This window comes from uncultured Eubacterium sp. (assembly GCF_934525195.1).
In the GTDB taxonomy this organism is placed as follows: domain Bacteria; phylum Bacillota; class Clostridia; order Oscillospirales; family Acutalibacteraceae; genus Eubacterium_R.
The window spans coordinates 41,270-59,296 of record NZ_CAKSZA010000008.1; the positions used below are offsets into that span (position 1 = coordinate 41,270).

16 protein-coding genes are annotated in these 18,027 nt (G+C 42.1%); 3 read left to right on the plus strand and 13 right to left on the minus strand.

Annotation, left to right across the window (positions count from 1 at the left end):
• Positions 1-5: 5 nt before the first annotated feature.
• From Q0E03_RS08295 to Q0E03_RS08325, 7 genes are read right to left on the minus strand one after another with little or no spacing between them, the layout of a single operon-like run.
• Positions 6-983, minus strand: a complete 978-nt coding sequence (locus tag Q0E03_RS08295; protein WP_297131539.1) for an elongator complex protein 3 — start codon at positions 981-983, stop codon at positions 6-8.
• On the minus strand, positions 980-1,657 hold the full coding sequence (gene rnc / locus Q0E03_RS08300) for a ribonuclease III (RefSeq protein ID WP_294837319.1): 678 nt from the start codon (positions 1,655-1,657) through the stop codon (positions 980-982). Before rnc ends, Q0E03_RS08295 begins: the two co-directional genes overlap by 4 nt.
• 1 nt (position 1,658) lies before the next feature.
• Positions 1,659-2,654: a phosphate acyltransferase PlsX gene (gene plsX / locus Q0E03_RS08305; protein ID WP_297131543.1), complete on the minus strand. Its 996-nt coding sequence runs from the start codon at positions 2,652-2,654 to the stop codon at positions 1,659-1,661.
• On the minus strand, positions 2,651-3,931 hold the full coding sequence (gene trmFO, locus Q0E03_RS08310) for a methylenetetrahydrofolate--tRNA-(uracil(54)-C(5))-methyltransferase (FADH(2)-oxidizing) TrmFO (protein WP_297131546.1): 1,281 nt from the start codon (positions 3,929-3,931) through the stop codon (positions 2,651-2,653). Before trmFO ends, plsX begins: the two co-directional genes overlap by 4 nt.
• Before the next feature lie 2 nt (positions 3,932-3,933).
• On the minus strand, positions 3,934-6,042 hold the full coding sequence (gene topA / locus Q0E03_RS08315) for a type I DNA topoisomerase (RefSeq protein ID WP_297131550.1): 2,109 nt from the start codon (positions 6,040-6,042) through the stop codon (positions 3,934-3,936).
• 25 nt (positions 6,043-6,067) lie between these two features.
• The gene (gene dprA / locus Q0E03_RS08320; protein ID WP_297131553.1) at positions 6,068-7,276 is read right to left on the minus strand and encodes a DNA-processing protein DprA; all 1,209 of its coding nucleotides are present in this window, start codon (positions 7,274-7,276) and stop codon (positions 6,068-6,070) included.
• On the minus strand, positions 7,273-8,046 hold the full coding sequence (locus Q0E03_RS08325) for an RNA methyltransferase (RefSeq protein ID WP_297131556.1): 774 nt from the start codon (positions 8,044-8,046) through the stop codon (positions 7,273-7,275). Before Q0E03_RS08325 ends, dprA begins: the two co-directional genes overlap by 4 nt.
• 225 nt (positions 8,047-8,271) lie before the next feature.
• Here Q0E03_RS08325 and Q0E03_RS08330 point away from each other — a divergent pair, with 225 nt between their 5' ends.
• On the plus strand, positions 8,272-9,000 hold the full coding sequence (locus Q0E03_RS08330; RefSeq protein WP_297131559.1) for a hypothetical protein: 729 nt from the start codon (positions 8,272-8,274) through the stop codon (positions 8,998-9,000).
• A complete protein-coding gene (locus Q0E03_RS08335) occupies positions 8,993-9,667 on the plus strand; it encodes a DUF4430 domain-containing protein (protein ID WP_297131562.1) in 675 nt (224 codons plus the stop codon). The genes Q0E03_RS08330 and Q0E03_RS08335 overlap by 8 nt, the downstream gene beginning before the upstream one ends.
• 55 nt (positions 9,668-9,722) lie before the next feature.
• On the opposite strand, the gene sigK is transcribed toward Q0E03_RS08335, so the two are convergent.
• On the minus strand, positions 9,723-10,406 hold the full coding sequence (sigK, locus tag Q0E03_RS08340; protein WP_294837305.1) for an RNA polymerase sporulation sigma factor SigK: 684 nt from the start codon (positions 10,404-10,406) through the stop codon (positions 9,723-9,725).
• Between the two features lie 96 nt (positions 10,407-10,502).
• Between sigK and Q0E03_RS08345 the strand changes: the two genes are divergently transcribed.
• Complete coding sequence (locus tag Q0E03_RS08345; protein ID WP_297131566.1) at positions 10,503-11,306, plus strand: acyltransferase domain-containing protein; 804 nt, start codon at positions 10,503-10,505, stop codon at positions 11,304-11,306.
• 304 nt (positions 11,307-11,610) lie between these two features.
• On the opposite strand, the gene Q0E03_RS08350 is transcribed toward Q0E03_RS08345, so the two are convergent.
• The 5 genes from Q0E03_RS08350 to Q0E03_RS08370 all read right to left on the minus strand — a co-directional run bounded on the left by Q0E03_RS08350 (position 11,611) and on the right by Q0E03_RS08370 (position 17,952).
• Positions 11,611-12,534, minus strand: coding sequence for a DMT family transporter (locus Q0E03_RS08350; RefSeq protein WP_297131570.1), 924 nt, complete (start codon positions 12,532-12,534; stop codon positions 11,611-11,613).
• Positions 12,535-12,576: 42 nt separating this feature from the next.
• Complete coding sequence (locus tag Q0E03_RS08355; protein ID WP_297131573.1) at positions 12,577-13,323, minus strand: amino acid ABC transporter ATP-binding protein; 747 nt, start codon at positions 13,321-13,323, stop codon at positions 12,577-12,579.
• Positions 13,307-13,981: an amino acid ABC transporter permease gene (locus Q0E03_RS08360; protein WP_294837297.1), complete on the minus strand. Its 675-nt coding sequence runs from the start codon at positions 13,979-13,981 to the stop codon at positions 13,307-13,309. The genes Q0E03_RS08355 and Q0E03_RS08360 overlap by 17 nt, the downstream gene beginning before the upstream one ends.
• A gap of 136 nt (positions 13,982-14,117) precedes the next feature.
• Positions 14,118-14,921: a transporter substrate-binding domain-containing protein gene (locus Q0E03_RS08365; protein ID WP_297131575.1), complete on the minus strand. Its 804-nt coding sequence runs from the start codon at positions 14,919-14,921 to the stop codon at positions 14,118-14,120.
• 169 nt (positions 14,922-15,090) lie between these two features.
• On the minus strand, positions 15,091-17,952 hold the full coding sequence (locus Q0E03_RS08370; RefSeq protein ID WP_297131578.1) for an insulinase family protein: 2,862 nt from the start codon (positions 17,950-17,952) through the stop codon (positions 15,091-15,093).
• Positions 17,953-18,027 lie beyond the last annotated feature (75 nt).

Consider the following 18,027-nt stretch of genomic DNA (forward strand, 5'->3'; position numbering starts at 1 on the left):
ATCTTTTACCGTCTTATAATCTTTAAATCGTCCTTTGCAACCTTGTCGGTTACAGTAACCTTTATGTTATATCCCTCTTCCATAAGGAAGTATATATTGCGTTTTTGCTGACCCTTTAGTTGAGATACCGAGCGTGGATTGACCATAATCTCGTAATCTCCGGGTCTTAATTTAAGTATCTTATTGAGCATAAATCTGCTCTTGACTATCTCGCCGAACGACTCGTGATAAGCACCTGCCACGGCATTTTTCTTTATGTCGTTTGAAGCGTGAAGTCCAAGTCTTATAATCTTTATCCCTGCTTCTTCAAACATAGGAACAAGCTTTGTGCAAAGATTTGCCGCATCGTCAACTGTTTGCGGATTAAACACCTCGTCCTCATAAAGTTGTGCAAGCATTGTGCCCTTTAGCACAACAGTCGGATAAATTCTGACTGTTGCCGGCTGAAGCGCAATAATTTTCTTTGCGGTTTCTATTGCCTTTTCGTCCGTATCAAGATAAAGCCCCGTCATCATTTGAAGTCCAAGTTCAAAACCATAGGACTTGATGAGATTTGAAGCATTGACAACATCCTGCGCCGTGTGTCCACGAAGATTTGCCTTGAGCACCTCGTCATCCATACTTTGAGCACCGAGTTCTATTGAAGTCACTCCGTATTCTTTTAAAACAGTGAGCACCTCGTCATCAATAAAATCAGGTCGTGTGCTGATTCGGATTCCGTTCACCCTTCCGTCCTCAACATAAGGATAAGCGGATTTCAAAAGCGTGAGCATATAATCTCGGTCAATCGCAGTGAACGAACCGCCGAAAAATGCAATTTCGTATTCGTAGCCTTTTTTCTTCAATGCAATTTCAACCGCTTCTCTCACATCATCGGCTGTCGGTTGCTTGACATTGCCCGTGATTGTTTTTTGATTGCAAAACGAACATTGTTGCGGACATCCGAGATGCGGAATAAAAATGCTGATATTTCCTTTTTTCATATAATTCCCATCAACGAAAGTGCTTCTTTCGCCGCCTCCTGCTCCGCCTGCTTTTTGCTTCTGCCGACACCTCTGCCGACAACATTTGAATTGAGGTGAACCTCCGCTTCAAATACTTTGTCGTGGTCAGGACCTTTTTCGCCGACAATAACATAGTTGAGGGTTTCGTCTTTGTTCTGCTGAATAACCTCCTGCAAGGTGGTTTTGTAATCCTTGAACAAAATGTGATGAGTGCTTACATCTCTTGCAAGGAAGTGAAGAATGTGCTTTTTAGCAGGTTCCATACCACCATCAAGATAAATTGCGGCAATGAGCGCCTCGAAGGCATCCTCAAGATTTGAATCCCTGTCCTTGCCACCCATTTTTTCCTCGCCTCTGCCCAAAAGCAAATAATCACCGAGGTTAATCTCTCTTGCAAAATTTGAAAGTGACTGGGTGCAAACAAGGGATGAACGAAGTTTTGACAACTCGCCCTCTGCCATGTCCGGAAATTTATGATACAAATACTCTGCCGACACAACGCTCAAAACAGCGTCGCCCAAAAACTCCATTCGCTCATTATTAAATTTCTTTTGATTATCGTTTGCATATGAGGAGTGAGTAAGCGCTTCCTCAAGATAAATCTTTTTCTTAAAGGTGTAGCCTATTTTTTCTTCTAAAGTTGAAATATCCATTTTACTCTTCGCTTTGTAATTCTTTTTCTATTTTTTCTATCAAATCGGTTTGAACAAACTTAACCGCTTGCTTGATTGCATTTTTAAAACAACGAGCGTCTGCCGAGCCATGAGCCTTGATAACAGGCTTTTTAACTCCGAGCATAACAGCTCCGCCGTATTCTTTGTAGTCAAACTGTGCTTTCATATCATTTATGCCCGAACGAACGCCGAGATACGAAAGTTTGCTAAATGTATTTTTATAAAAAGCGTTTTTAATACCCTGCATAAGAGCCTTTGCAACGCCCTCATAAGTTTTGAGAATTAAGTTACCCGTAAAGCCGTCCGCAACAACAACATCTGCATCACCGAACGGAATCTGTCTGCCCTCGATGTTGCCGATAAAATTATACGGTGCAGACTTCATCAAATTGTACGCTTCTTTTACGATCGGTGTTCCCTTGGTTTCCTCCGTGCCGTTGTTTGCAAGTGCCACGGTAGGATTTGGAACGCCGAAAATATTTTGCATATATATTGAGCCTAAAAGCCCAAATTGATAAAGATATTCGCTTTTGCATTCTGCGTTTGCACCGCAGTCCATAAGCACAAACGGTTTGCTTGTGCTCGGCATAACCGAAGCAATTGCAGGTCGCTTGACGCCCTTAATTCGCTTTGTTATAAGAGTTGCACCAACTGTGATTGCACCTGTGTTGCCTGCGCTGACAAATGCGTCGCCCTCACCGTCATTGAGGAGTTTGAAACCGACAGCCATTGAACTGTCAGGTTTGCCACGGAGCACAACCTTTGCATCATCACAGTTGTCAATAACCTGCGTGCAGTTGATTACTTTCGTGTTTTTCAATGCAATATTGTTTTCCTTAATGCAAGAATTGATTGCATTTTCATCACCGAGAAGAATAGCCTCATCAATGCCAAACTCATCCACCGCAAGCATCGTGCCTTTGATTATTTCAAGCGGAGCATTATCTCCGCCCATTGCGTCAACTATAATTTTCATAATTGCTCCAAAGCTCTGTTTGCAAGAGCCATATATCTTTCTCTCTTATCTCTGATTTTCGGCTCAATCGGAGGCAAAACACCGAAGTTTGCACCCATCGGCTGAAAATTCGTTACACTCTCATCGCTTATATACTGCGAAAGAGCACCAATCATATTGTATTCCGATAAAACAAGCGGTTCTTCGCCCTCTGCTCGTCTTACGGCATTTATGCCTGCCATAATTCCCGAAGCTGCAGATTCCATATATCCCTCAACGCCCGTGATTTGACCTGCAAAAAATATGTTTGGATTGCTTCTCAAACTAAAATCGGCATTCAATAACTTTGGCGAATTAAGAAACGAATTTCTGTGCATTACGCCGTATCTGACAAACTCCGCATTTTCAAGTCCCGGAATCATAGAGAACACTCTCTTTTGCTCACCGAACTTCAAATTGGTTTGAAAACCGACAAGGTTGAACATTGTGCCCTTGCTGTTTTCTCTGCGAAGTTGAACGCACGCCCACGGTCTATGCCCTGTGTTCGGGTCAACAAGTCCGACCGGTTTCATAGGGCCGAATCGAGGAGCGTCAAGTCCTCTTTTTGCAAGTTTTTCAATCGGCATACAACCCTCGTACACATCAAAATCGTGCACAACTGCACCCTCGGCATTGACAAGTTCATCAATAAACGCTTCGTATTCTGCCTTGTTGAACGGACAGTTGATATAGTCGTCATCTCCGCCTCTGTCATATCTTGAAGCACCGAACGCCTTTTGCATATCAACGCTGTCTGCCATAACAATCGGAGCGGCGGCATCATAAAACGACAAATAATCTCCGCACAAATTTTGGATTGCTTCGCCGAGTTTGCCCTCGGTGAGAGGTCCTGTTGCGATAATCAGGATTTCGTCATCATCAAGTGAAATTTCCTCAACAAGTTTATTTTCAACCGTGATGTTCGGATGCGAATTAATCATATCCGTTATGGTTTGAGAAAACTCATTTCTGTCAACCGCAAGAGCACCGCCCGCAGGCACCGCACAATTCCTTGCAACAGGAACAGTGAGTGAGCCGAGTCGAGCCATTTCCTCTTTGAGCAAACCTGCTGCGCTGTCAATTCTTGATGCCTTGAGTGAATTTGAACAAACAAGCTCTGCAAAATTTTTATTTTTATGTGCCGGTGAGAACTTTTCAGGCTTCATTTCAAGCAGAGTGATTTCGTAGCCCGCTTCGGCTATTTGCCACGCCGACTCGCAGCCTGCAAGTCCGGCACCGATAACTGTAAATTTTTTCATAATCACTTTTTCTTTGAGGCAGGCTTTGTGAATCCACAGCCCTCTGTGTCAGGACAATAAAGTACATTGCCTTTTCTTCTGAACAGCGACTTGTTGCACTTTGGACAAACCTCATCGGTTGGTACGTCCCAAGTCATAAAGTTGCATTCAGGATAATTTGAACAGCCGTAGAACGGTGTGCCCCTCTTTGTTTTCTTTTCTATAACATCACCGCCGCAAAGAGGACATTTTGCCTTTGTCTTTGTGATGAGCGGTTTTGCATTTTTACATTCAGGGAAGCCCGGACAAGCAAGGAACTTGCCAAATCTGCCAACCTTGACAACCATTTTTCTGCCACACTTTTCGCAGACAACATCGGTTTCTTCTTCCTTGAGTTTAATCTTAACGCCCTGCATATCTTTCTTTGCTTTTTCAAGCGGTTCAACAAAATCATCATAATAAAGGCGAATCATATCTATATAATCTTTTTCGCCCGAGTCAATTTTATCAAGGTCATCTTCCATCTTTGAGGTGTACTTAACATTTACAATGTTTGGTATTCTCTCTTTAAGAAGATTTGTAACCGCTTCGCCGAGTTCGGTAGGAACAAACTGCTTGCCCTCACGAACAACATATTCCTTTGATAAAATTGTTGAAGTGATTGTTACATATGTTGACGGACGACCGACGCCGTTTTCTTCAAGTGCCTTTGTAAGAGATGCTTCCGTGTATCTCGCAGGCGGCTGAGTGAAGTGCTGATTGCCAAGAATACTCTTGAGTTTGAGCACATCGCCCTCTGCAACAGGAGGAAGCGGAGATTCGCTGTCTTTCTTCTGTGCGTCATCGGTTTTTTCCTCATACAAAGCTGTGAAACCGTCAAACTTAACCGTATATCCGCTTGCTGTGAAAACATAGCCGTTTGCCGTGATTTCAACTTTCATGGTTTCTTGCTGGCAAGATGCCATAAGTGAGGCAATGAAGCGTTCCCAAACAAGCTTGTAAATCTTATATTGGTCGGAAGTAAGCGAATCCTTAACCGATTCAGGAGTCACACCCGGCATTGACGGACGGATAGCTTCGTGTCCGTCCTGTGCGTTGCCCCTTGTTTTGTAAAATCTCGGAGTTGACGGAAGATACTTTTCACCATAGGTTTGCTTGATAAAATCATTACCCGCATTTCGAGCTTCGTCGGAAATACGAAGGGAGTCGGTTCTCATATATGTGATAAGTCCGACTGTACCGAGATCTTTGACATCAACACCCTCGTACAATTCCTGTGCGGCTTTCATAGTTCTTCTTGCTTGGAACGAAAGTCGACGAGAAGCTTCCTGCTGTAAAGTTGAGGTGATAAACGGAGGTGCAGGGTTCTTCTTTCTTGTACCCTTCTTAACTCCGGTTACAACATATTCGGCATTTTCCAAATCGGCAAGCATTTTGTCTGCCTCTTTCTTTGACGGAATCTTGTTCTTATCTGTGCCGACCTTGTTGCCCTCTTTATCCTGAACCATGGCAGCCGCAAAGCTCTTTCTTTCGGGAGGGTTGGTGAATTTTGCATCAATAGTCCAATATTCTTCAGGCTTAAATGCACGGATTTCGTTTTCTCTGTCAACAACAAGGCGGAGAGCAACGCTCTGTACACGGCCTGCCGAAAGACCTCTTCTGATTTTTTGGCTTACGAACGGAGAAAGCTTGTAGCCGATAAGACGGTCAAGAATTCTTCTTGCCTGCTGAGCGTTTACAAGGTCAATATCAATTTGACGAGGATGCTCCATACCGTTTTTTACACCGGTTTTTGTAATTTCATTGAATGTAACTCTGTTCTTGTCATCAAGTTTCAAACCGAGCAAATTTGCAAGGTGCCAAGAAATTGCCTCTCCCTCACGGTCGGGGTCGGTTGCAAGATAAACACAATCGGCTTTGTGAGCCTTTGTTTTGAGTTCATCAACAAGAGCCTCTTTGCCTTTGATTACGGCATACTTCGGCTCAAAATTATGTTCGATATCAACACTGAGTCTTGCGGCAGGAAGGTCACGAACATGTCCCATTGACGCAATAACCTCATATCCCTTGCCAAGATAACCTTTGATATTCTTAGCCTTGGCAGGTGACTCCACAATTACTAACTTTGACATATATCATTTGTCCTTTCGGTTAAATTCAAGATTGTTTTCTTCTGTATCGCTTGCCCATACCGGACTCGCAAAGCCCGTCAAGTTCAAGCATTGTCAGGGCGACAAGCACGGAATTAATATCAAGCTTGGCAACATTTGCAATGCTCTCAACATCCTTAAAATCATCGTCCATAGCATCAAACACCGATTTTTCATCACCGACAAGCTGTCGTGACTGTTCGTCAATCCTTGTTCGGTTTTTGCGATGTTTTTCTATATTTTCAAAGGTGATTTCCTCATCCTGTTCAGGGGTCAAATCACGCTTTTTGTATTCATCATTCAGCAGTTCGTCAACTGTTGCAAGTTTTGACATATCAAGAGTTGCATACTTCTCCGTGTAGTAAGAAATAACCGACTCCACTTCAACAACAGGCACAGCACCGTCAGAAATCAATTTGTTAGTTCCGTTGAACCTTTTGTCAAAAATCGAAGCTGCGGTTGCAAACATATCCCTGTTTTGCGACACGGCAAAGTTTGCTGTGATAAGCGAACCGCTTTTTGTCCCCGCTTCGGCAACAAACACACCGTCCGCAAGACCGCTGATAATTCGATTTCTCATCGGAAAAGTAAATCTGCTTGCAGGAGTAAACGGCGGAAATTCGGAAATGACCGCACCTTTTTCGGTTATTCTACGTCTTAAATCTTCGTTTGAAGCAAGGTAGTTTGAACCAAGTCCGCAGCCCATAACCGCAACCGTGATTCCTCCGCATTCAAGAGCACCGATATGTGCCGAGGTGTCTATTCCGAGTGCCCCTCCGCTGACTATCACGGCGTTGCACCTTGCAAGACCTTTTGAGATAACCCTTGCAACGCTTTTTGCATAATTTGACGGCTTACGAGTGCCGACAACCGCAATGCTTAGCATTTTGTCTAAATCGGGCATTTTGCCGTCAATATACAAAACCGCGGGAGGGTCAAATATTTCCTTTAGTTTGTTGGGATAATTTTCATCATCAATCGTAATTATATCCCAGCCGTTGCGTTTGCACACTTCAATTACTTCATCCGCTTTTTCAATCGGAGTACATTCCATTGCATCAAGCATTTTGTCCGTCACATTCGGGCAAACCTTACGCTGAAGATAATTGCTGTTATATAAATTTTCAGCCGAGCCGAAATAATCAAGTATCGGCTTGATCGGTTTGCCTGTGCCTACGGTAAGTTGAAGCCATATGAGATATCTTGCATTCTTCATCTAAGCATCTCCCACATAGTTATTGCGCCGGCAACACCTGCATTGAGGCTTTCCGCCCTGCCGAGCATCGGTATTGTAATAAGTTCATCGCTTACAGCTTTTATATTTTCCTCAACTCCGTTTGCCTCGTTGCCTATAACCGACACAGCATTGCCGGAAAAATCAATATCGGTAATTTTAACAGCAGAGGAACTCGGAACGGTTGAATACACCTTAAAGCCCTGCGCCTTCATATCGATCAGCGTTTTTTCCAAATCAGTGCTGTCAACAATATTCATACGAAGAATCGAACCCATTGAAGCCCTGATTGCCTTTGAGTTGAACACATCGCAGCAGTTATATGTAACAATTCCGTCAATACCGAGAGCCTCGGCGGAACGAATAATCGCTCCGACATTTGCCGGGTCTTGCACATTGTCAAGCGCAACGATTTTGCCATTGTCGATTGCCTGCCCGCCGTCACCCATTTCAACGGTCAGGAACACACCCTGAGGGGATTTGGTTTCCGACAGTTTTTCCGAAACCTGCGAATTGATGACATAAACTCGCTTTGCCTCTTTTGAAAGTGCGTCAATCTCGCTCGGATATTTTTCGTATATATCTTCTGTGTAAAACAATGAATCGGGCTTATAAACAGAATTAAGGACATCAAAACATAGCCTTGCCCCCTCAAGTGCAAAACGACGGTTTTCGTATCTTGCCCTTGAAGAAGTAAAAAGCTTTTTTGTGTCCTTAACGATAATGTTATTTTTGCTTGTGATTTTTTCCATACACATCTCCGTTGCGTGCCAAAAATTTTGCAGTTCTGCATTTTAGTTTAAATAAATCACTCAGATATTATTATATTTTAATATAATATACATTATAATAAAAAATTTTTCAATAGTTTATTTGAATATTTATCACATATTTTTTATTATTCACTTATTTGGTTGACTAAAGCAGACTTTTATTTTATAATAGACAATAGAAAATTATGCAAAGGAACAAATATTATGCCATATTACGACATTGCAGGATTAAGAGTAAAAATGAACAATTGCGGAGGCAGAAGCGAAAAACAGGCTGTGCCTTACCTTGCCGACAATCAATCGGACGATATAGCACCGGACATTGACATTTTTGTTGACGACAAAAGAGTTCAACAAGCTGTGGCTGATCACCCCGAGCTTTCGCAAGGCGACTGGGAATATATGCTCACAGGCTCCGATTTTTACACAGAATTAATCAAATATGACGGTATTCTTTTGCACTCGTCCTGTGTTGTTGTTGACGGAGTTGCCTACACATTTTCTGCCGACAGCGGAACAGGCAAATCAACACACACCCAGCTTTGGCTCAAAAAATTCGGCGACAGAGCATACATTCTCAACGACGACAAGCCGGCAATCAGAATTATAAACGGCAAAGTTTATGCCTGCGGCACTCCATGGAGCGGCAAGTATGATTACTCCACCCCAGCCGTTGTGCCTCTTGCAGGAATTTGTTTCCTCGAAAGAAGCGAGGACAATTGGATTAAGCCTGCCGACACAAACAAGGCTATATTCAACATTTTCAGCCAAACCGTTCGCCGACTCGGTGAAGCTCAAATGAACAAATTGATGGATAACCTCAATGTAATTTTCAAAAAAGTGCCAATCTACGAGCTTGGATGCAACATTTCGGAAGAAGCCGTAGACTGCTCTTACAACGCTATGAAAAAGGAGCTTTCGGACTTTGAATAAAAAAATATGTGCATTGCTGCTGTCTGTGGCAATGTGCTTTTGCTTTACGGCTTGTTCAGGCAATTCAACAGAACCAGCGGAGCAAAGCACACCATCCACAACAACACAAACAACCGCCTCTGCAACAGAAAATGCGACATCAACAACAGAGGCAACAACGAAGAAAAAAGATGTCACAACAACTTCGGCAACCACCGTTAAAGTTACTGCGAGTGCAAAGAAAAAAACAAACAAAAAAGCTGAAAAAACTACCGACAAGATTGTTGAAACAACCACAAAAAAGAAGAATTCAAAAGTCGGTTGCACCGTAACGGTTGAGTGCAAATCAATCCTCGACCATATGGACGACTTGAAAAAAGGACACGAAGAATTTGTGCCAAGTGACGGTTACATAATCAAGAATTACACCTACAAAGGCAAGTCGGGCTACACCGCATATGACGCATTAAAATCAGCCTGTAACAGCAACGACATCAAGTTGACTGCTCAAAAAACAAGCTACGGCATTTACATTTCGGGCATAAACAATCTTGACGAATTCGACTGTGGCAAGCAAAGCGGTTGGATGTACAGCGTGAACGGAATTATGCCGAACACCACCTGCGGAAATGTGACCGTTGATGACGGCGATTCAATCGTTTTCACCTATGTTTGCACTTTTCAATAAACCGAATAACAGCACAAAACGCAACGCAAGAAATCAATCCTGTGTTGCGTTTTTATTAATTAACTTTCTTTTTCAAATCCTGAAGTATTTTCTTTTCTATTCTCGACACATAGGAGCGAGAAATGTTAAGCCTCTGTGCGACTTCCCGTTGAGTGAGCGGTTTTGCATTGTTCAATCCGTAACGCAAAATGATGATTTCCTTTTCCCTCTCGTCCTCCATATTTTCAATGAGTTTCTTAACCTCCAGCCAACGGCGCTTTGTTTCGATTTCCTCAACAATATCCCTGTCATCGCTGATGACATCCTCGACTGTCAGCGGATTTCCGTCCTTGTCGGTATCGATTGCGTCGCCCATAAACACCTCTCCGTTCTGCTTTTTGAGAGAACGAAAATACATAAGAATTTCGTTTTCAACACAGCGTGAAGCATAGGTTGAAAGCCGTGTACCCTTTGAATAATCAAACGAGTCCACCGCCTTAATCAGTCCGATAGTGCCGATAGAAATCAAATCGTCATTGTCATTTGTTTTTGAATAATACTTCTTGCAAATATGGCTGACCAAGCGGAGATTGCGTTCAATCAAAACCGCCCTTGCGTTGAGGTCGCCGTTTGCCATTTTTTCGAGTTGTTCCCGTTCTTCCTTTGCGGTGAGCGGTTTTGGAAATCCCGAACCGTTTTGGATGTGCAAAAGCAAAAATAACAGGCTTGAACCGATTGCGGTAAGTAATGCAGAAAACATAAAAACCTCTCCTTATCAAATCACAATACATACTATGACGATAAGAAATGATTAATACCGTTGACAAGCCTATAGTTTTAATGATACACTCAACTTATGGAAAGATATATTAAATTTGCAGGTCTTGATGCCGACCTTGAAAAACGGCTGATTGAATACATAAGCAGTCACGAAAAGAAAATAAATTCACTTGCAAAGAAGTGCAAAAAGCACGGTTTTTCGTGCCTTGCAAGACACAGCGATATGATGAGGCTTGCCGTTTGCATTGCATACATCAAATACACAGAGGACTCATACAAAGAACTCGGAATTGACGAAAGCATGCTGAAAGAAACTATGTCCGACATCGGAATTTGGTGCAGAAACAACGACAACAAGGGGCTGAAAAATTATCCTTGGATAAAGAATCACCTCAAGGCAGAATTGTTCAAAATCGGCAGACTTCAGTATCAGCTTTTCAAGTGCAACTATGTCACTTTTGACTATTCAAAACTGCCGTTCAAAAAAGGCGAACAAACCGTATTTATCCACATTCCGCAAGGCGCTCCGCTTGTAAAATCGGAATGTATCGAGTCGCTGAAAATGGCAAAAGAATTCTTTGCAAAGCATCTCCCTATGTACAAATTTGATTACTTCGTGTGCAAAAGCTGGCTTTTATATAAGGACAATCACCTGTTTATGAAGCCGTCAAGCAATATTTTGCAGTTCCAAACGCTGTTTGAAATCGCTTTTACAGACCACGCAGACAGTTATGCAATAGAGCGAATTTTCGGCAAAAAACAGTTCAACAAAAAGCGGTATGCAGAAGCCACCTCACTTCAAAAAGGTGCAAAGGAATATATGATTAGCGGCGGAAAATTAGGCGAAAGCTTCGGCTACATTCCGCTAAGCAAGATATAAGAAAAACGGAAAGTCATTCAATACTTTCCGTTCCAGCGTGTCGAAAAAGTGTTTTCGACACGCTGTAGGCTGTTGAGAAAGGTTCTGAATTTCGTTTTCTTGCGAACTTTGCTGTACGATTGTACCGCTTGTGAGCAAAAAACGAAAAACACCAAAAATGCTGTAAGTTAGATACTTACAGCATTTTTAAAAACCCACCGTCAACACTTCGTGTTGCCACCTCCCCTTTTAAAAAATGGGAGGCATAATTCGGTTGATTATATTGGCGTGTTTCAGGAGTTTTATCGACAGTCTGAACGGAAAGTTATATACTTTCCGTTCTTTTTTTATTAGGTAGTTGAGCTATAACAAGTGCAACAAAAATAATAGCACAGCCTATAAGTTCTTTGACAGTCAATTTGTCGCCGACAATCAGCCAGCCTGCAAGCACAGCAAACACCGATTCGGTGCTCATAAGCAATGACGAAACCGTTGGGTCAACATATTTTTGAGCAACATTTTGCACCGTGAATGCAAATGTTCCGGCAACCACGCCTGCATAAAGGAGTGACATCCACAACGCAGATTGATTTATGCTTGCACACCATTGCGAAAAATTTCTCATTTCGGATATAGCCATCGGCACAGTCAAGAACAGCGATGCCGAAAAGAACTGCACACATGCAAGTTTGATAATATCCGTTTTGTGCTTGAAGCGGTCAACGGCGATAATTCTCGCCGCATTCATAACCGAGCAAATGAGCACCAACACATCCGACATCTGCACACTGAAACCGTCATTTACACACAACAAATACAGTCCGCAAACAGTCACAACGATTGACAGCCAAACATTCCATTTGATTTTTTCCTTAAAAAACAAGCAGATAATCGGCACAAAAATCACATTGCACGAGGTCAAAAATCCTGCCTTGCCCGACGGTGTGCCCGCAAACAATCCGAGCTGTTGAAACGCTGATGTGCCTGCAAGGAAAAATCCGCACACAAAGCCGTCACGGATAAGTTCCTTTGTATTGTAATCCGTTTTGGGTTTGTCGCTCTTTTTCTCCCTTGAATCGAGAAAAGCGATTATCGGCAAAATGGCAATTCCTGCAACAAGGAAGCGGAAAAAGCCGAATGTAAACGGTCCGACAAGGTTTCCGCCCTTGCTTTGTGCAACGAACGAACCGCCCCACGCAATAGAAATCAATATCAGCAAAAATGATGAAACTATCTTTTTTGATTTCATAATATACTCCAAAAAAACCGAGGACATCCTCGGTTTTGTTTTTTATAATACCTTGTTAAAGAAGTCCTTTGCTCTCTCTGTTTGAGGGTCATAAATAACCTCTTGAGGTGTGCCCTCTTCAAGAATTTTGCCGTCATAGATGAACAAAACTCTGTTGGCAACCTCACGGGCAAAGCCGATTTCGTGGGTAACGATAACCATTGTCATACCCTCCTCGGCAAGTTCACGCATAACATTGAGAACTTCGCCTACCATTTCAGGGTCGAGTGCAGAAGTCGGCTCGTCAAAAAGCATAATATCAGGATTCATACAAAGTGCTCTTGCAATGGCAACACGCTGTTTTTGACCTCCTGAAAGCATAGACGGATACGCCTCAGCCTTATCTTCAAGACCCACCTTGCCGAGCATTTTCATGGCAAGTTCCTTTGCCTCGTCCTTTTTCATTTTCTTAACCTGAATAGGTGCAAGAGTGAGGTTATCAATTACATTTAAGTTATTGAAAAGATTGAAATGCTGGAACACCATTCCCACATTTTCTCTCGCCTTGTTGATGTTGATTTTTTTGTCATCCATATGATGGCCGTCAACAACCATATCACCTGCAGTAATATCCTCAAGGCGGTTGATACAGCGGAGAAATGTTGACTTGCCACAACCCGACGGACCGAGAATAACAACAACCTCGCCCTCATAAATATCAGTTGTAATATCTTTTAAAACTTCGAGTTTTCCAAAATTCTTTTGGAGATGTGAAGCATGAATTTTTACATTATTATAATTTGCGGCCACGGTTCAATCTCCTCTCAAGCATTTTTGCTGCATATGAAAGCAAAGTAATAATAATCAAGTACATAACGGCTACAACGCCCCAAACCTCAAACACGCTGCCTGTATTGGCAACAACATTTTTTGAGGTGTTAACAAGCTCCGGAAAACCGATAACAGAAAGGATTGATGTATCCTTAAGTGTAATGATGAACTGATTGATGATTGACGGAATCATTGTTCTGATAGCCTGCGGAAGAACGACCTTGCGCATAGCCTGTGAATAACTCATACCGAGTGAACGGGATGCTTCCATCTGACCGATATCGACCGATTGAATACCGGCACGAATAATCTCTGCCATATATGCACCGCAGTTAAGCGAAAGGCAGACAGTACCCGCCTGCAAAGCAGAAAGTGTGAACGATGCTGCTGATGATTTGTTGATGATATACGGAACGCCGAAATAAACAAAATACGCAAGTACAATCATCGGAACGCCACGAATGACATCAACGAACACTCTGTAAATTGCATTGCAAACCTTGTTTTTAAGCACAGACAATATGCCGAAAAGCAAACCGATTAAGCAAGCAAAGAACAATCCGCACAATGCCAGGGTAAGCGTTTTGCCCATAGCCGCAAGAAGCAATTGTCCGTATGTTTCAATAATTTGTTGCATTGGGTGAAAATCTCCTCTCATAGTAGAATGATGTAAAAATATGTCGACATCATTCAGCAAGAAAGCCACCGTTGCCCGTAAAAAACAGGCAGGTGGCAAACTTTCCTAAACAGAATTACTTTAATTTTTGCCGATATTAGCCAAGATACTTTGCGATAATCTCGTCATACTTTCCGTTAGCCTTGATGTTTGCAAGACCTGCGTTGAACTTGTCAAGAAGTTCTTGCTTGTCAGCTGAGAAAGTAGCCATACCATAGCCGGCACCATCATTTTCAGAACCTTCTACGATTTCCATATCAAGATTGCCGTCCTTAATGGAAGCAGCCATAATAGGAGTATCCTCGAAGCAAGCAGCACACTGACCGCCTGTAACAGATTGATACATTGTTGGGCTGTCCTCAAAATATGTAAGCTTAAGGCTGTACTTATCCTTGAGTTCTTCTGCATAATCGGCACCCTTTGTACCTGTCTTAACAGCTACTGTTACGCCCTTGAGGTCGTCAAGTGATTTAATGCTTGAACCTTTCTTTACTGCAACGCTTTGTGTTGCTGTGTAGTATGCGTCAGAGAAAATCCAACCTTCTTTTTGTCTTTGGTCGGTGATTGATGCACCTGCAATCATAGCGTCAGCCTGACCTGACTTGCAAGCTGCGATTGATGCGTCAAAGCCAAGTGATTTAAGTTCATACTCGAAGCCCTGATCCTCTGCAATAGCTGCAAGAATATCCACATCAATACCAACAAAGTTGCCTGAAGCGTCTGTGTATTCAAAAGGCTTGAATACTGTATCGGTTGCGATAACATACTTCTTTGCGGAAGCATCTGTTTTTGCATCATTATTCTTGTCATCATTTGAGTTGTTTGAGCATCCTGCAAATGCAAATACTACTGTAAGTGCTGCAAGAACAAGAGCCAATACTCTCTTCATTGTCTTTTTCATTTTCATTTTCCTTTCAAATGATTAATTAAATCCGTTTAGGATATATTAAGGTTTATTATAATAATTTTTTGCTGCCTTGTCAATACTCACAGAGTTTTACAAGACAGCAAAGCGGGAAAAATGAACGATATTTTTATGTTTTTTTATACATTATGACGAATATTTATAGTTATAATGAAAATTTGTTATCAAGGTTTTTGAACAAATCAACCTGCTTTTTTGAGCCGACTACACAGAAAGAACTGTCGTTAATTGCACTTTCAAGAGTGTCTGCAAGAGCCAAAAAGTCGCTCTTTTGTGTTTCAACAATCTGCTTGCGGAGCAACAATCTGCTTTCTTCCGATATGCCCCTAATGTAGTTGCCGTCAGCACCTATGGCAATTTGACGAGGAGTAAGAAGCGGAGAGGCACTCGACATTGCACCTATGATAAAGCCGACAAGGCTTCTGTCGGAATTTGCAAATGTGCGAAGATAATCCGCAATTTTATAATAGGTTTCAATAGAAGCCTTTGCATTTGGGTCACGGAATGAATATGCAAAAACAGAGCCGTTGGCAACAGCCTTGAGTCCCGTGCCGTAAGCACCACCCTTTACACGCACCTCGTTCCACAAATAATCAAGCGAAACAATGTGGCTCATAAGCATAGTTTTGCCGTCATAAAGTCCACTGAAATCAGCCGCCATACCCGAAAACGAAATATCACCCGGAATAACAACGGCGTCATTTGATTTTTTCCACGGCTTAATTTTAAGTTCGTGAGAAACGGTTGACTCACCAAGTGACGCAATAAATGATTTTATGCGGTCGTCAAATCCGTTTGCATCATCTGCGCCGATACCTATAAGCACATTATCAGAGCCGAAAATACTTCTTGCAAACCCTTGAAGTTCGGCAATGACGGTAGGTTCAGTTTCCTGTTCTTTAAGCCAATAATAAAACGAAAAGCCCTTTGTAACTTCGTCAACAACAGCGTCATATGCAAAAGCTGTTGAGCTTCTCTTTGCCGCATACATTGATCCTGCCATAATGATTGACTGATATTGAGCTTGACGGTTTTGCTTGATTATGCCCATTATTTGCGACTCGTTGTCAAATTTGGTTGATGTTAATATTTCTTCGACAAGTTCAAGTGCTTCGCCTACATATCTGTTGAGTGCGCTGAACGAAACAACAAACTTTATTTTGCCGTTCTTTGACGAATTGTATTCCGCAAACGGCAAAACAGAAAACGAGATGTTTCCGCATTTTGCCATAAGCTCTGTTTTCAAATCCACAGCGTTGTGATGAGCCGTGTCAAGTTCACCCAAAAGTTTTGACAAAAGCGAAAGTTTTGGCAAATCAGCCTCCTCTACGCCCGTAATGTCAAAATACATTTTTATATATGCAATACCGTCAGTTTGGATTGAGTGCTTGATGAGTTTGCCGTCAATCTCTGTCGGAAGCGGTTCGGGCTTAACCTCAATATCGTCAAGAGTAATCATCGGCATTTTTGCCAAATCCTCAGGCGAATCAACGCTCGACTGCCATTCGTCAAGTTTTTTCTGTTCGTTTTTGTAATACTCAACATCAGCGTTGCTCCAAGAATTCTTGACAGCTTCAAGTCTTGCCTTTTCGTCTGCTCGGTCGCTGTCGCCGACTGTATATGACGGCTTTGCAAGAAGAACACAACGGTGCTTGTTGTCAAAGAAAACTTCGCTGATCAGCTGTTCAAAATAGCCGTTTTCAGCCTTTTTACGCAAGGTTTCAAAAATGTCGCCGACAAGAACATTGGTTGTGGTTTCGCCGTCATAAAGCCATGTTTCAAGCGAAAGCATAGCATACATAAGTCCACGAGGATAGCCAAAATCCTTTTCCTTGAGTTCAAATTCAAAATTGGAAATTACGGCTTCAAGCTGTTTTTTGTCGAGTCCGTTTGATTGAAGTTCACGCAACTTTTGATTTACAAAATCGTATATTTCATCAGCCTTGTTTTCGTCAATATTCTTCAAATCAATCGCAATATAAGGCTGAAGTATTCCGTCAACCACTTGAATAGAAGCGTCCTCGGCATAGCCTTTTTCAAGCAAAGCGGAAGTGAGATACGACTGATTGTTATTGCAAAGATAACGGGCAAGAATTCGTGTTGCATATATCTTTTCTTTTTCGTCAAACTTGCCGACAACATATCCCATTTGAAGCGAACTTTGATTTTCGAGCGGCATATCCTTTGACTGTTCAAACATAACCTCAACCTTACCTGCATCAACGGGAGTTTGAATGTTTGGAAGTTCGCTCGGCTCAATAGCGTCAAAATTGCAGAGATATTCTCTGTCGATGAACTCAGTCACCTTTTCAATATCCAAATCACCGTCAAGAATGATATAGCTGTTTGACGGATGATAATATTTTTTGTGTCCGTTGATGAACTGCTCATAGGTAAGTGACGGGATTTTGCTTGGATGTCCGCCAGATTCCCTGCTGTAGCAATTATCAGGGAACAACGCACGGCAAAGTGCATTTTCCTTCACAGAATCCGCGTCGGCATACACACCTTTCATCTCGTTAAAAACAACGCCCTTGTAGGAAATATCGCCATTTTCATCAAACTCATAATGCCAGCCCTCTTGATAAAAAATCTCAGGTTTGGTGTAAATTGACGGATAGAACACCGCATCCAAATACACCTCCATAAGATTGAAAAAGTCCTTGTCATTTTTGCTTGAAATAGGATACATTGTTTTATCGCTGAAAGTGAGAGCGTTCAAAAATGTATTCATACTGTTTTTGATAAGCTCAACAAACGGCTCTTTTACAGGAAATTTTTTTGAGCCGCACAAAACGCTGTGCTCCAAAATATGAAAAATTCCGGTGTCGTCACTCGGAACTGTTCTGAATGCGATGGAAAAAGTCTTGTTATTGTCGGGTCTGTCGAGCCACAAAAGTCTTGCACCTGATTTTTCGTGCTTCATTTCGATAATTCTGCCTTTAAGCTCGGCAACCTCTTTTACTTCAAGGATTTTAAATCCGTTCATATTGTCGTTAATCTTCATAATTAATCCTCCGTACTCTTTTGATTATAGCATAGTCCATAAAAAAATCAAATACACAAATTTGTTTCAATTAAT

Excerpts from the sequence above, each read along its gene's own strand:
- plsX (WP_297131543.1), bottom strand. The coding sequence starts at position 2,654 with ATGAAAATTATAGTTGACGCAATGGGCGGAGATAATGCTCCGCTTGAA.
- Q0E03_RS08345 (WP_297131566.1), top strand. The coding sequence starts at position 10,503 with ATGGAAAGATATATTAAATTTGCAGGTCTTGATGCCGACCTTGAAAAA.
- Q0E03_RS08370 (WP_297131578.1), bottom strand. The coding sequence starts at position 17,952 with ATGAAGATTAACGACAATATGAACGGATTTAAAATCCTTGAAGTAAAA.
- Q0E03_RS08360 (WP_294837297.1), bottom strand. The coding sequence starts at position 13,981 with ATGCAACAAATTATTGAAACATACGGACAATTGCTTCTTGCGGCTATG.
- sigK (WP_294837305.1), bottom strand. The coding sequence starts at position 10,406 with ATGTTTTCTGCATTACTTACCGCAATCGGTTCAAGCCTGTTATTTTTG.
- Q0E03_RS08330 (WP_297131559.1), top strand. The coding sequence starts at position 8,272 with ATGCCATATTACGACATTGCAGGATTAAGAGTAAAAATGAACAATTGC.
- Q0E03_RS08325 (WP_297131556.1), bottom strand. The coding sequence starts at position 8,046 with ATGGAAAAAATCACAAGCAAAAATAACATTATCGTTAAGGACACAAAA.
- Q0E03_RS08295 (WP_297131539.1), bottom strand. The coding sequence starts at position 983 with ATGAAAAAAGGAAATATCAGCATTTTTATTCCGCATCTCGGATGTCCG.
- topA (WP_297131550.1), bottom strand. The coding sequence starts at position 6,042 with ATGTCAAAGTTAGTAATTGTGGAGTCACCTGCCAAGGCTAAGAATATC.
- trmFO (WP_297131546.1), bottom strand. The coding sequence starts at position 3,931 with ATGAAAAAATTTACAGTTATCGGTGCCGGACTTGCAGGCTGCGAGTCG.
- Q0E03_RS08350 (WP_297131570.1), bottom strand. The coding sequence starts at position 12,534 with ATGAAATCAAAAAAGATAGTTTCATCATTTTTGCTGATATTGATTTCT.
- Q0E03_RS08365 (WP_297131575.1), bottom strand. The coding sequence starts at position 14,921 with ATGAAAAAGACAATGAAGAGAGTATTGGCTCTTGTTCTTGCAGCACTT.
- rnc (WP_294837319.1), bottom strand. The coding sequence starts at position 1,657 with ATGGATATTTCAACTTTAGAAGAAAAAATAGGCTACACCTTTAAGAAA.
- dprA (WP_297131553.1), bottom strand. The coding sequence starts at position 7,276 with ATGAAGAATGCAAGATATCTCATATGGCTTCAACTTACCGTAGGCACA.